12 protein-coding genes are annotated in these 13,215 nt (G+C 30.3%); all 12 read right to left on the bottom strand.

All coding sequences use genetic code 11. From position 1 onward, the window contains the following. Positions 1 to 5: 5 nt before the first annotated feature. A complete protein-coding gene (gene xseA / locus FBE93_RS00575; RefSeq protein ID WP_002934039.1) occupies positions 6 to 1,169 on the bottom strand; it encodes an exodeoxyribonuclease VII large subunit in 1,164 nt (387 codons plus the stop codon). After that, positions 1,166 to 1,873 (bottom strand): bifunctional demethylmenaquinone methyltransferase/2-methoxy-6-polyprenyl-1,4-benzoquinol methylase UbiE, encoded by a 708-nt coding sequence (gene ubiE, locus FBE93_RS00570; RefSeq protein ID WP_002934041.1) that lies wholly within the window; start codon positions 1,871 to 1,873, stop codon positions 1,166 to 1,168. Before ubiE ends, xseA begins: the two co-directional genes overlap by 4 nt. A gap of 2 nt (positions 1,874 to 1,875) precedes the next feature. Further along, positions 1,876 to 3,072, bottom strand: a complete 1,197-nt coding sequence (locus tag FBE93_RS00565; protein WP_165434075.1) for a hypothetical protein — start codon at positions 3,070 to 3,072, stop codon at positions 1,876 to 1,878. Positions 3,073 to 3,117: 45 nt separating this feature from the next. Further along, positions 3,118 to 3,528: a peroxide-responsive transcriptional repressor PerR gene (perR, locus tag FBE93_RS00560; RefSeq protein WP_002861102.1), complete on the bottom strand. Its 411-nt coding sequence runs from the start codon at positions 3,526 to 3,528 to the stop codon at positions 3,118 to 3,120. Between the two features lie 85 nt (positions 3,529 to 3,613). Beyond that, positions 3,614 to 5,461: a 1-deoxy-D-xylulose-5-phosphate synthase gene (gene dxs, locus FBE93_RS00555; protein ID WP_002934043.1), complete on the bottom strand. Its 1,848-nt coding sequence runs from the start codon at positions 5,459 to 5,461 to the stop codon at positions 3,614 to 3,616. After that, positions 5,454 to 6,284 (bottom strand): flagellar assembly protein FliH, encoded by an 831-nt coding sequence (gene fliH, locus FBE93_RS00550; RefSeq protein WP_165434074.1) that lies wholly within the window; start codon positions 6,282 to 6,284, stop codon positions 5,454 to 5,456. Before fliH ends, dxs begins: the two co-directional genes overlap by 8 nt. Before the next feature lie 7 nt (positions 6,285 to 6,291). Continuing rightward, complete coding sequence (gene fliG, locus FBE93_RS00545) at positions 6,292 to 7,320, bottom strand: flagellar motor switch protein FliG (protein ID WP_002854670.1); 1,029 nt, start codon at positions 7,318 to 7,320, stop codon at positions 6,292 to 6,294. Then, positions 7,320 to 9,002, bottom strand: a complete 1,683-nt coding sequence (gene fliF / locus FBE93_RS00540) for a flagellar basal-body MS-ring/collar protein FliF (protein WP_002857356.1) — start codon at positions 9,000 to 9,002, stop codon at positions 7,320 to 7,322. Before fliF ends, fliG begins: the two co-directional genes overlap by 1 nt. A 51-nt stretch (positions 9,003 to 9,053) precedes the next feature. Further along, positions 9,054 to 10,148 (bottom strand): histidinol-phosphate transaminase, encoded by a 1,095-nt coding sequence (gene hisC, locus FBE93_RS00535; protein WP_002934047.1) that lies wholly within the window; start codon positions 10,146 to 10,148, stop codon positions 9,054 to 9,056. Further along, on the bottom strand, positions 10,138 to 11,211 hold the full coding sequence (pheA, locus tag FBE93_RS00530; RefSeq protein ID WP_002867749.1) for a prephenate dehydratase: 1,074 nt from the start codon (positions 11,209 to 11,211) through the stop codon (positions 10,138 to 10,140). Before pheA ends, hisC begins: the two co-directional genes overlap by 11 nt. Beyond that, a complete protein-coding gene (locus tag FBE93_RS00525; protein WP_002867748.1) occupies positions 11,199 to 11,966 on the bottom strand; it encodes an HAD-IIA family hydrolase in 768 nt (255 codons plus the stop codon). Before FBE93_RS00525 ends, pheA begins: the two co-directional genes overlap by 13 nt. 1 nt (position 11,967) lies before the next feature. After that, on the bottom strand, positions 11,968 to 13,176 hold the full coding sequence (gene lysA / locus FBE93_RS00520; RefSeq protein WP_165434073.1) for a diaminopimelate decarboxylase: 1,209 nt from the start codon (positions 13,174 to 13,176) through the stop codon (positions 11,968 to 11,970). Between the last annotated feature and the right edge of the window lie 39 nt (positions 13,177 to 13,215).

Below are 13,215 nucleotides of genomic sequence, written 5' to 3'. Positions count from 1 at the left end.
TATCCTTATAAAATTTTTGCTTCTTTTTGAGAAGTTTGAGAACTTAAAATAACGATATCATCACTCTTAAGATCTTCTAAATTTGCTATTTTACCATTTTTTCTGATACAAATAAACTTTTTGCTTTTATTAAAAAAATTCTCATGTTGCAAATAAGCATTTTGCAATTTATCTAATTTTAATTCATTATAACGCATTTGATTTGCCAGTAGATGATTTAATTGCTTTTCTATATTATGGCTTTGTTTTATTTTTTCATCTATTATTTTTGGCAAAGAATTAAATTTGAAAAATTTGCTTAAATTTAAAAGCAAATTTTCATAATTTTGTATTTTATGATTCCAAAGTTGCATTAATTTTTCTTCCATTAAATCCAAACTTTGCTCTATATCCAACTTAGAATAAAACAAAGTATCTATAGCAGCTGAGGGCGTTGGAGCTCTAAAATCTGCAACAAAATCACTAATAACATAATCAATCTCATGTCCTATGGCTGAAATGATAGGAGTTTTTGCTTTAAAAATCTCTCTTGCTAAATTTTCATCATTAAAACAAAAAAGATCTTCCCTGCTTCCTCCACCACGTGCTATAATAAGAACATCTAAATCCATATCATCGGCTTTTTTTAAAGCTTGTATAAGAGAAAAAGGAGCATTATTTCCTTGAGTTAAAGCATCAAAAATATAAATTTTTGCCAAAAAATATTCTTTTTGATGAATAAGTTTTAACATATCTTGCAAAGCAGCAGAAGTTTTTGAAGTGATAATACCTACTTTTTTAGGAAATTTTGGCAAAGATTTTTTAAAGCGTGGATCAAAAAGTCCTTCTTTTTGCAAACGCTCTTTTAAAGCCAAAAACTGTGCTTCCAAATCCCCAAAACCTGCTTTTTTCATACTAGTAGCGATAAATTGATAACGACCACTTTCAGGATATAAACTCACACTTCCACAAAGCTCTAAAAAATCCCCCACCACTGGTTTAAATCCGACTTTTAAATTAGCTCCTTTAAACATAGCACAAGCAATGCTTGATCTTTCATCTTTTAAATCAAAATACCAATGCCCTGAACCATGCAAAGTGATTTTTGAAATTTCTCCACTTAAAACTATATCCTCAAAATGTGTTTCTAATAAAGCCTTTGCTTTAAGATTTAATTCTGTTGGTGTCATAGTTTTTTTGCTATAAACATTGAACTCACGCCAAAGCTAAAACTTTTATAATCAAGCATTTCAAAACCAGCATTTTTAAGTTCTAAGATGAACTCTTCCTTACTTAAAAATCCTTCAATAGAGTTTGGCAAATACTCATAAGCACTTTTATTTTTACTGATTATCCCACCTATACTTGGTAAAATATTTTTAAGATAAAAATCTCTACAAGCTGCTATAAATCCACCCTTTTCTCTTTTTGTAAATTCCAAAACTACCAAAATACCACCTTTTTGAAGTACTCTAGCAAATTCGCTTAAGGCTTTTTGTCTTTCTACAACATTGCGAATGCCATAACTAATGCTTAAAATATCTAAACTTTGACTTTCTAAAGGCAAATTTTGCGCCCCTGCTTCTATAAATTCGACATTCGGAAATTTTTCTTTTGCAACATTTAGCATACCACTACTTGGATCAATACCTTTAATATTTAAAATGTTTTTTTCCATTTTTAAAGCACTCTCTTGCCAAATCTCTATCATATCCCCTGTGCCACAGGCAATATCAGCGATTTTTAAATCTTTTTTTAAATATAAACTCATCACTCTTTGACAAGCTTTTTTGCGCCACACTATATCAGCTCCAAAGCTTAAAATTCTATTCGCCTTATCATAAGTAGGTGCAATTTGATTAAACATTTCTATAATTTTTTCTTGTTTTTGCATTTTTATCCTTTGTAAATTTTCAAATTTTTACTTGATTTTTTAAGCAATTTGCAAAATTTATTTTTATTATTGATTATTTTCGAAAAAATATTTTTATCTCTATCTTTGCAATATTTTTCATAAAGTTTGTTTAAATTTTTTATCTCTAAAAAACGATAAAAATATTCTAAAAATATTGCCAATTCAAAAAAACTATTTTCAAAAAGCTCTAAATCAAAATTTTTTAGTATATTTTTTCTAAATAAAATAATTTTTTTTCTAAGTTCTAACGCAACAAGTTGTTTAAAAAACCTATCTTTGCAATCGCCTTCATAAAAAGAATTTTCCTTTATGAAAAAATCAAAATCATTAAACAAATCTTGGATTTTTTCATCGCTTAAAAATAGCAATAAATCTTGATTTGAATTTTCACTTGCTAAAATACCTTGAGTTTTTTTCGTTATATCTTTAAACTTTAAAGCCAAAATATTACTCAAATTTTTATCTAAAATAGTATTCATGCTTGATAAAACTATATACAAACTTCTTGAATAAAATAAAAATTCACATAAACTTTGCTTATCTTTTCTCTCTAAAGATAAAGTCCAATAAAATTTTAATTTTTTAAATAAATAAAATAAAAAAATCCTAAATCCATCATAAGCATTAATATAATTTGGAAAATCCAAGCTAAAATTCTGATTTTTTTCTATAATTTTAAAACATTTCTCTATATCAAACTTTTGATATTCAAAACCATATAAAACGATATGTTTAGAATTTAAATCATGATGTAATTCTTTTTGAATTTTAAAATCTTTAGGAATTTTAAATTCATTGGAACTATCCAATGTTGGAAAAAATATTTTTAAAATACAAATTTTAGGCTCTTCATAAATATCAATATAACTTTTTAAAGAACACAATTTAAATTCGAAGCGTTCTTTTTTAATGCTCTTTCCTATAATCTTTTTTCGAGCTTTTTCAAATTTTTTTTTAGAAATTTTCTCTTCTTGATTCTGTTCTAAAATTGAATTATTAAATTTTGTAATTTTATAAAATTCATTGTAAAAACTTTGAAATTTAACACTATGATTTGAAGTTATTTGAGTATAAAAAGTTTCAAATTTAGAATTTCGAAAAGGTATATTATCTTTTTTTAAATTCTCTAAAAGAGTACAATCAGATAGTAAAAAGTTTTTTTGAATTTCATAAACCATTAAAATAACCCTTAAAATATATGGGCTATTTTAACCTTATTTTGCTTAATGACACTTTTTGCAACTATCAACATAAGCACAAACAGACAGATGATTGACGAGATTGCCTATCTTTTTTTCTAAATGCTCTTGATATTCATAAAGCTTAGCATCTTTAAAACTTAAATCCTCTATACCACCACATTTGGCGCAAACTACATGAATATGTTCTTCTTCATAAATATCGTAACAAGTTTTTTGATTTAAAACATTGATTTCAACAACTAAACCTTGTTCTTGCAAAGTATTAAGATTTTTATAAACCGTCGCTAAAGAGATTGAAGGGTATTCTTTTTTAATTTCTGCATATAATTCATCAATATTAGGATGCTCATGTCTTTTTAAAATTTTTAAAACACATAGTCTTTGCGGAGTAGCTTTTAACTCATGTTTTTTAAGCATTTGTAGTAATTCCATTGTATTTATTCCTTGCTTTTTTAAGTGGAAATAATAATAAAATTTTTATTAAAAGAAGTTTATATTAAATAATATTTTTTATTATTTAATGATAAAATTTTAAAACTTTCGTCAATAAACTATTGACATCTTTTTCTAGATTTTTTTCCACCTCACTTGTTTTTCCATGTTCAATAAATTTGTCTTCATATTCAAAGCTAATAACTTTTACATGCAAATCATATTTTTGTAAAAAATTATTAATTAAACTTTCTATACCACCAATTTTAACATTTTCACTAAAAATAAACCAAATTTTACTTTTTTTAGCAAGCTCACGCAAAAGCTCTTCATCTAAAGGTTTAGCAAAAATTAAATCGATCAAATTAGCATTATTATTCATTTCTTGCAAGGCTCTTAAAACTTGCCACGCTTTTGCCACACCTTGTCCATAACCTAAAAAAGCAATTTCGCTACTATTTTTTACAAGCCATTGTGCCTTACCAAGTTTTATCTCACAAGGATTAAATTCTTTATCCAAAATAAAACTCCCTCTAGGATAACGAAAAGCAATAGGTCCTTGATGTAAATAAGCGTACTCCATTATATTTTGCATCATTTGCTCATCTCTTGGGGCTAAAAGAGTGAAATTTGGCAAAGGAGCTAAAAAACTAAGATCAAAAACACCTTGATGTGTCTCCCCATCTTCGCCTACTATCCCTGCTCTATCCATAGCAAAAACCACATTTAAATTCATAATTGCACAATCATGGATCACTTGATCATAAGCACGCTGTAAAAAGGTGCTATATATTGCAATAAAAGGTTTAAATCCTTCTTTTGCCATAGCAGCCATAGAAGTTACTGCATGCTGTTCTGCAATAGCCACATCCCAAAAACGATTTGGATATTTTTCTATAAGCTTATCAAGACCTGTTCCACTTGGCATAGCCGCCGTAACCCCAACAATATTTTCATATTTTGAGGCTAAATCAAGCAAATTCTTAGAAAAAATTTCAGTAGCAGATTTTTTAGTATCACTTTTTTTAACACTCTCTCCACTATCTATATCAAAAGCTCCTACCCCGTGCCATTTAGCATGTTTTCCTTCAGCTAAAGCATAGCCTTTACCCTTTATGGTTTGAGCATGTATCACACAAGGTTTTTGCATAGCTTTTGCTTGTTTTAATGCAGAAATAATTTCACCTAAATTATGTCCATCAATAGGCCCTATATATTCAAGCCCTAATTCTTCAAACAAAAGCCCAGGAGTAATAAGTTTAAAACTCTCTTCAAAACGCTTAGCCATATAAGTAGCACTATCAGGTAATATATCCAACATTTTAACAATACGCTTTTTAAAACTTTGATAAAACTGTGTTGCCATAGCCTGAGAAAGATACTTTGAAATTGCTCCAATTGGTTTTGAAATACTCATTTCATTATCATTCAAAAGTATTACACAAGGAAATTTAGAATCACCCAATTCATTTAAAGCCTCATAAGCCATACCCGCACTTAAAGCACCATCTCCAATCAAAGCAACAGGAATACGCTTTTCACCCTTTAAAGCAATAGCCTTACAAGCACCTACTGCCAAAGAAATAGAGGTGCTAGAATGCCCTGCTACAAAATAATCTCCCTCGCTAGGTTTTGTATAACCACTCAAACCATTGATTTGTCTTAAAGTATCAAATATTTCTTCTTTTCCGCTTAAAAGCTTGTGTGTATAAGATTGATGTGACACATCAAAAATAAAAGGATCTTTTTTTACATCAAAAACCAAATGCATTGCTATACTAAGTTCTACAGCACCCAAATTTGAACTTAAATGTCCACCATTTTTACTCACAACTTGTATGATTTTTTCACGCATAGATGCTGCTAAATTTTCTAATTCTTTTAAACTTAGCTTTTCTAACTCTTCTTGAGTATGGGCAAATTTTTTACTCATTATTCACCATTTTTTTAATTTTAGTTAGACGAGAGTTAAGATTGGACTCTATATTGCCTGCGTCACTTATAATAACAACACTTCCTTTGCTAATTGCATCATCAAGACTTATTTTAATATGAGCATTCTGATCAAATTGCTCTTTTAAATACTCATAATCCTCTGCATTAACCTTAAGCTCAATTGCACTAGCACCCTTAAGCTCGCCGATTAAATCTTTGGCCAAAGCATAAGCTATCTTACTTGAATTTAGTTCAAGTTCTTTTAAGATTACTTCTTTAGCGATATCTATAGCAGTATCTGCTAATTCTTTCTCGTTTTTTTCTATAAAATTTTCAAGATTTTCACAAGCATTATCGAGCTTGGCTATACTTTTTAAATACTTATCTTTAAAATCACTCAATTCCTTTTGAAATTCTTCTTTTGCTTTCTCATAACCTTCTTTGGCAAATTTTTCTTTAGCATTTTCAAGTTCTGAATTTAAGCGGTTATTAAATTCATTCTCTTGGCTTTCTATTTGCATTTGAAGTTTAATAATATTGCTTGACATTTCATCTGTTTTTTTAAGCAAATCTTCAACAAAGCTTGGTTGAAATGTTGGAATTTGAGTTTCCATAACAGCTTGCGTAGGGGCAATGGCTTGATTTTCTTCGACTGGTTTTTCATCATTTAAAGATATATTAGCATTTTCTTCATCTGGAGTTTGAGTATGTTTTTTTTCACCTATATGATTATCAAATTCTGAAATAACTTTAAAACGATATCCTTCAACAACATGCTGATCAGAAGCCCCACCAGAAATTACATTGCTACGATTAACCATCTCTCACCTACTCTATCATTTCATCCGCATCGCCTGTTTGAACAAGACCTTGTTCTGCAAGTTTTTGCACCACTTCAACAACCTTTCTTTGCGCATCTTCAACATCTTTAACACGCACAGCACCCAAAAAACCCATTTCTTCAAGAAAAGCTTCGCTTGCACGCGTAGACATATTGGCTAAGAATTTTTGCTTTAACTCTTCACTTGCACCTTTTAAACCTATCATTAAATCACGCTTATCGGCTACTTTTAAAATTTCTCTTATAGCTTGAGTGCTAAGTTTTTGTATATCATCGAAAGTAAACATAAGCTCTTTAATAGTCTCTGCTAAGCGTTCATCACTTTGTTCAATATAAGTAATGGTTGATTTGCTTGCTTTTTGACCCAAACGATTAAGCACTTCTGCTACCGCTCTTGGGCCGCCCACTTCAACCTTATAAGAGGTAAGACTTTCAAGCTTGCTTTCTAACACTGCAGAAACTCTTTTAATAATACTTGGAGAAATATCGCCAAGATTTGCCATTCTTATAACCACCTCAGCCCTTAATTCATCACTAAAATACTCTAAAGTTTCTGCCGCATGAATAGAATCCATGTGTGCCAAAATAAGAGCGATGGTTTGTGGGTGCTCTTTGGTAATAAAGTCTGCAAGTTGCTGTGGTTTAATTTGCGCCAAATAAGCAAAATTTTGATTATTCTCCATACTTTTAGTAAGTTTTTCAAGAATTTTATTTGCAATCTCTGGCCCAAAAGTACGAAAAAGTATTTCTTTAGCATATTCCAAACCACCACTTTTAATATATTGATTTGATTGAAGCAGAGTGTAAAATTCTTCTAAAACCGCAGTAGCTACGGATCTATCAACATTTTTAGCCATAGCAATATAACGTGAAATTTCTGTAATTACATCAATTTCCATATGTGAAAACACAGAAGTTGTTGCATCTTCGCCAAGTTGTATAAGAAATATCGCTACCTTCTCAGGCATCGATAAATCATCATAGACCATTTTTTGTTCTTCACTTAGCTTTATCATCACATATCCTTTTCGCCAAATTCACTATCATTTTGAATTAAGTTTTGTAAAAGTGCTGCAATTTCCTCGCCTTTATCACTTACTAAACCACGCAATTTTTCAAGTAAAACCTCATATTGAATAGAATCTTCATTAAAATTATCCCCAAAACCAAGTTGTTCTTCAACTTTTTTCCTTGCTGCATTAAATTTCTCCAAAGCATCTTCAGCATCATCTAAAACAGCATTTGGACCTTGCTGCATTTCTTCTTGCGCTGCGACATCTTCAAGCATTTTTTGAGTAAATGGAGCAATGACTTTTTTGTAAAAAATAAAAAGTAAAATCGCTGCAATAAAATACTTAACTGGTGGAATAAATGGCTCAACAAAACGATTGTAAAAAGTTTTAACTTTACTCTCAACTCTAATCGACTCACGATGAAATGGTAAATTTTGCACTACAACACTATCACCTCTAGTAGCGCTAAAATTAATAGTATTTTTAACTATACTCTCAACACTTGCAAGCTCTTCTTTAGTCAATGGAACATATTCGCTTTTCACATCCCCATTTTCATCAACCACATCTTGATATTTTCCATCTATAGTGACAGCTGCTGAAGTGCGTAAAACTGTTGCAAATTGTTTTTTTGTATTTGTGATAGTTTTAGAAAGTTCATTGTTTGTAGTAACTTGATTTTTTTTATAAGTGTCAATTTGACCTTTATTGTCAAGTCCTTCAACAGGACCTATATTAGAAACAGCACCTGGAACACCTTGAATTTCTGGATCTTTTCTACCTGTTCTTTCCTCGTTTAAAGTTTGCTCACTACGCACTATAGGATTTGGATCATAAATTTCACTTTGAGATTCTTGCTTGGAAAAATCAAAATCTATATTTACACTCACTTTTACTTTATCCATACCACCTGCAAAAGGAGCTAAATTTTCTATAATCTTATCTTCTAAAGCTTTTTCTTGATCACTTTTAAATTTAATTTGCGCACGAACTAAGTCATCTTCATATGCTTCTTGCTCATCTAAAGGCACACCACTTTGATCACTAATCTTAACATTTTCTTTAGTAAGTTTTGGAACTGCCGCTGAAACAATATTTTTTATACCATCAATTTGTTTTCTAGTAAGCTTTAAGCCTTCGCGAACATTAACAACAACTGAAGCTGTAGGCGGAATTTGCCTTTCAGTAAAAACACTATCTTTAGGAAATGCTATGTGTACAACAGCGCTACGAATAGGTTCTAAAGTCTCAATAGTTCTTGCAAGTTCGCCTTCTATGGCTCTTTGGTATTTTACCTTTTGCTCTTCATTTGTAGCTCCAAAAGCTTGAGTATCAAAAGCTTCAAAACCCACGCGACTATCTTTTATAAGACCTTCGCTTGCAATAAACATTCTTTGACGATAAACCTGATCTTGTGGAACTAAAATTTTATTTTCACTTTCTAATTTATAGGGAATATTATTTTGTTCAAGTTTAGCTACAATTGCAGCAGAAGAACTTGGGCTTACATTTTCAACTAAAACTGCATATCCATTATTTGCATTACTACCACTTCCACGAAATAAAGCTAAAAAAACCAAAAACCCAACCACTACTACAATAGATGCAGCAATCACTATACGCTGCTTGCGAGTTAAATTTTGATAAAGTTGCCCAATTTGATGAAGCATATTTTTAAAATCCATTAATTCTCATCCCTTAGTTTAGCGAATTTTACATATTTTTATTTGATTTATCTATCTTAAAATCTTATCAAATTCTGTAAAAAATTTTTCATTTTCATAAGATGTTCCTATAGTAATGCGTATAGCATTTAAACCATAGCTTTTTAAATTTCTTATTATTATACCCTTTTTAAGCAATTTTTCAGACAAATCTGTACTATTTTTTTCATCAAAAAAATAAGTGATGAAATTTGTATAACTATCAATGATTTTAATATTATGTTTTTTAGCAAATTCTTTATAAAGCTCCATTTGAGAAAAATTATTCTCTAAAGTTTTTTTAGTAAATTCATCATCATCTATTGCTGCAACTGCTGCTTTTAAAGCAAGATTGCTCACATTAAAAGGAGCACGAAGCTTGTAAAATGCATTAATAATATTAGCATTAGCTATACCATAACCAATGCGTAAGCCTCCTAATCCATAAAGTTTAGAAAAAGTTCCCAAATAAAGTACATTGTCAAATTCTTTAATCAATTCACAAGGTTCTAAATGTTTTTTGCTATCTTTAAAACTTGCAAATTCATTATAAGCTGCATCAATCACAACTAAACAATCCTCATCCACACCTTTAATAAACTTGGTCACTTCACTTGCATCCAAACACTCGCCTAAAGGATTGTTTGGCAAGCATAAGAAAATAAGTTTAATCTCATCTTTATGTATTTCATAAAGTTTTTTAAATTCATCTAAATTATGAGTAATGCTTTGAGTTTTATAACACTTTGCACCGCATTGTTTGGCATAAATTTCATACATAGCAAAGGTAACTCCAGCTTGTAAAAAAGCATTTTTAGAATTTAACTTAGAATGTATAGCAAATTCAATCACTTGATCACTACCTGCACCAATGATAATATTTTCATTTTGAACTTTGTATTTTTGAGCCAATGTGCTTTTAAGTTCTATCATACTATCATCAGGGTAAAGATGAGCTTTGTTTGCATTTTGTCTTAAGCATTCTATGGCTTTTGGTGGCGTACCAAAAGGATTTTCATTACTTGCTAATTTTATCACTTCTTTAACGCCATATTCTTTTGCAATAACTTCTATATCTTTTCCGGGTTCATAATTGCTTAAATGATTTAAAAATTCATTAAATTTCATCTTTTTCTCCTGATAAATAAGATCCAAGCCAAACAATCTCTTGTATGTCTTTTAAGGCTTTTTTTACATTTTCATCATCAATATGCCCTTCAAAATCTATATAAAAACTATGTAAAAATTCTTTTGATTTTACAGGACGAGATTCAAGCTTGGTAAGATTTATATTTTCTTTTTTAAACTGCTCTAATAAAAAGCTAAGCCCCCCAGGTTTATGTGCTGTGTGTGCTAAAATAGAAGTTTTACAATTTGGCATTTTAGGATTTTTAATATCGCTTAAAATTAAAAATCTTGTTTTATTGGCTGCATTATCTTCTATTTTATCAAAAAGCACAGGCACATTATAAAGCTTAGCAGCTATTTTAGAGCAAATTGCTGCTGCATATTTATCTTGCGAAGCTAAGTAAGCCGCATTAGCCGTAGATTTTGAAGGAACAAATTCTATAGCACTAAGTTCATGACTTTCTAAAAATTTACGACATTGATTATAGCCTTGCGGATGCGAATAAATGCGTTTGATTTCTTTTAAATTTTCATTAATCCCCACAAAAGAATGATGAATATCCATATAAATTTCACCAAAAATTTTAAGCTCATTATACTTACCTAGACAATCTAAAGTAATACCTACTGCACCTTCGGTATTATTTTCTATAGGCACAACACCGTATTTTGCTTCTTTGTTGCTTAACTCTTTAAAAACATCTTCGATATTAGCCAAGGCTATATAACGACTCATCGCACCAAAACGACTTCTTGCTGCTTGATGAGTATAAGTTCCCTCAGGCCCTAAATAAGCTATAGTTTGAGGCATTTCTAAATTTCTTGAAACTGCAAAAATTTCTTGATAAATTGCCTCTATGGCATTTTGATCTAAAAGTCCTAAATTTGCATTTTTTAAACGATTGATAATGGCTCTTTCACGCTCAGGACGATAAATAGCTCCCCCACTGCTTTGTTTAAGCTCGCCTATACTTTTAACATAAGTCATTCTTTCATTTAAAAGTTCTAAAATTTTATCATCAACCGCATCGATTTTATTTCTAAATTCTTCTAAATTTGGCATTTTAGCTCCTTTAAAAACTCAAAAACACTAGGATAAACTCCATCAAGCAAATCCGTATCAAGCCCTTTTGTGTCGCTTATCTTTCCGCTTAAAACCAGCAAGGTTTTCATGCCAAGTTCTTTTGCCTTAAGCAAGTCTCCTCTAAAATCATCACTAATGATTTTAATATCTTCAAAATCGATTTTTGAATTTTGTTTTCTTATCAAATTTAAAGCTTCTTTATAAAAAGCAATGCTAGGCTTACCCACAACCTCGTATTCAAAATCAATAGCATTTTTAAGCATAGCCATAATGCTACCTACACCAGGATAAGGCCTACCATCTTTTTTATAAATGCTAGTTTCGTGCATAGCTATAAACCTAACTTCTCTTCTAGCTAATTCTATCATACTAGCAAAATCTACAAATTTAAAATCATCATAACTAGCTACAAGCACAGCACTAGGATTTACAAAATCAAGTTCAAAACCAAGATTTTCAAGACTTTTTACAAACTCATCTGCACCAAAAGCCGCAACTTTACAAGGTTTTAAAAGATGTTTTAAAACGCTAAAAGGATCAATATAAGCATTTTCTTTTATAGCCAATCCTTTTTGCTGTAATTTTTCTAAAAAATCAAGTTTTTTTGTATTGTTAGTAATAATAACATAAGGAAGATTTTTTGCATTTAAAAAATCGATCAATTCTTTAGCACCATGGATTAAACTCTTATCATGATCAGAAATTAAAGTCCCTTGAACATCTAAAAAAAACATTTTAAGCCTTTAAAAATTTCTCTTCTAAAGCGATTTGATTTTCAAAATTTTCTCTTTGACGGATCAATCTTACCTGTCCTTCTTCAAGGGCTAATTCGCAAACTTTATTACGAGTATTGTAGTTACTACTCATGCTAAAACCATAAGCTCCAGTATTTTTAATAACCATTATATCGCCGCTTTGAGTGCTAGGTAAAGACCTTGCTTTAGCAAAAAAGTCTCCACTCTCACAAATTCCACCTACAACATCACATAAACTCTCTTGAGCTTGATTATAAGGTAAGATTATTTCATGATAAGCCTCGTATAAACTTGGGCGTATAAGATCATTCATCGCTCCATCTACTACAACAAAACGCTTGGTTTTATTTTGTTTTTCATAAAGTACTGAACAAACAAATTCTCCACTTTTAGCAACTAAATACCTTCCAGGCTCCATTCCTATGGTTAAATCAAGCCCATGAAGTTGTGCTAATATACCTTGTGCATAATTATAAAGATCAAGTTCACACTCATCTTTTTCATAAGCTACACCCAAACCACCGCCTATATCAAAAAATTTAAGGTCGATTTGCAAGGCTTTTAACTCTCTTACAAGTTTTGCAACAATGCCTGCTGCTTCATGAATGGGAGAAATATCTAAAAGTTGCGAACCTATATGAAAATGCACTCCAACGGGCTCTAAAAAAGATGAATTTTTTGCATAAAGATACATTTTTCTTGCTATGTCAATTTCAACACCAAATTTATTTTCATTTAATCCTGTAGAAATATAAGGATGAGTTTTTGCATCAACATTTGGATTAACACGAATACTGATTCTTGCTTTTAGATTAAGTTCTTTAGCCACACTTTCTAAAAGCATCATTTCAGCTTCGCTTTCAAGGTTAATATATAAAATATCATATTCTAAAGCTTGTCTTAACTCTTCTTTGGTTTTTCCTACTCCACTAAAAATAATCTTATAAGCTTTTGCTCCTGCTTTTAAAGCACGCTTTACCTCGCCTATACTCACACAATCAAATCCACTATCTAAATTTGCAAGCATTTGCAACAAACTTAAATTTGAATTGGCTTTTACAGCGTAAAAAATTTGAGATTTTCTAGCCTTAAAAGCCTCTTTGAGATTTAAAAAACGCTCTTTTATGAAATCAAAATTGTAAATATAAAAAGGAGTATTAAATTCTTGCTTTAATTGTTTATAATCCATATTTAACCTTTAATTTTTATAATTTTACTACACAAAGCT

The organism is Campylobacter sp. CFSAN093229, assembly GCF_011068225.1.
Lineage (GTDB): Bacteria > Campylobacterota > Campylobacteria > Campylobacterales > Campylobacteraceae > Campylobacter_D > Campylobacter_D jejuni.
The sequence above is the reverse complement of the archived record's forward strand: the minus strand, read 5'-3'. Positions and strand labels throughout refer to the sequence as shown.

Excerpts from the sequence above, each read along its gene's own strand:
- xseA (WP_002934039.1), bottom strand. The coding sequence starts at position 1,169 with ATGACACCAACAGAATTAAATCTTAAAGCAAAGGCTTTATTAGAAACA.
- ubiE (WP_002934041.1), bottom strand. The coding sequence starts at position 1,873 with ATGCAAAAACAAGAAAAAATTATAGAAATGTTTAATCAAATTGCACCT.
- FBE93_RS00565 (WP_165434075.1), bottom strand. The coding sequence starts at position 3,072 with ATGGTTTATGAAATTCAAAAAAACTTTTTACTATCTGATTGTACTCTT.
- perR (WP_002861102.1), bottom strand. The coding sequence starts at position 3,528 with ATGGAATTACTACAAATGCTTAAAAAACATGAGTTAAAAGCTACTCCG.
- dxs (WP_002934043.1), bottom strand. The coding sequence starts at position 5,461 with ATGAGTAAAAAATTTGCCCATACTCAAGAAGAGTTAGAAAAGCTAAGT.
- fliH (WP_165434074.1), bottom strand. The coding sequence starts at position 6,284 with ATGGTTAATCGTAGCAATGTAATTTCTGGTGGGGCTTCTGATCAGCAT.
- fliG (WP_002854670.1), bottom strand. The coding sequence starts at position 7,320 with ATGATAAAGCTAAGTGAAGAACAAAAAATGGTCTATGATGATTTATCG.
- fliF (WP_002857356.1), bottom strand. The coding sequence starts at position 9,002 with ATGGATTTTAAAAATATGCTTCATCAAATTGGGCAACTTTATCAAAAT.
- hisC (WP_002934047.1), bottom strand. The coding sequence starts at position 10,148 with ATGAAATTTAATGAATTTTTAAATCATTTAAGCAATTATGAACCCGGA.
- pheA (WP_002867749.1), bottom strand. The coding sequence starts at position 11,211 with ATGCCAAATTTAGAAGAATTTAGAAATAAAATCGATGCGGTTGATGAT.
- FBE93_RS00525 (WP_002867748.1), bottom strand. The coding sequence starts at position 11,966 with ATGTTTTTTTTAGATGTTCAAGGGACTTTAATTTCTGATCATGATAAG.
- lysA (WP_165434073.1), bottom strand. The coding sequence starts at position 13,176 with ATGGATTATAAACAATTAAAGCAAGAATTTAATACTCCTTTTTATATT.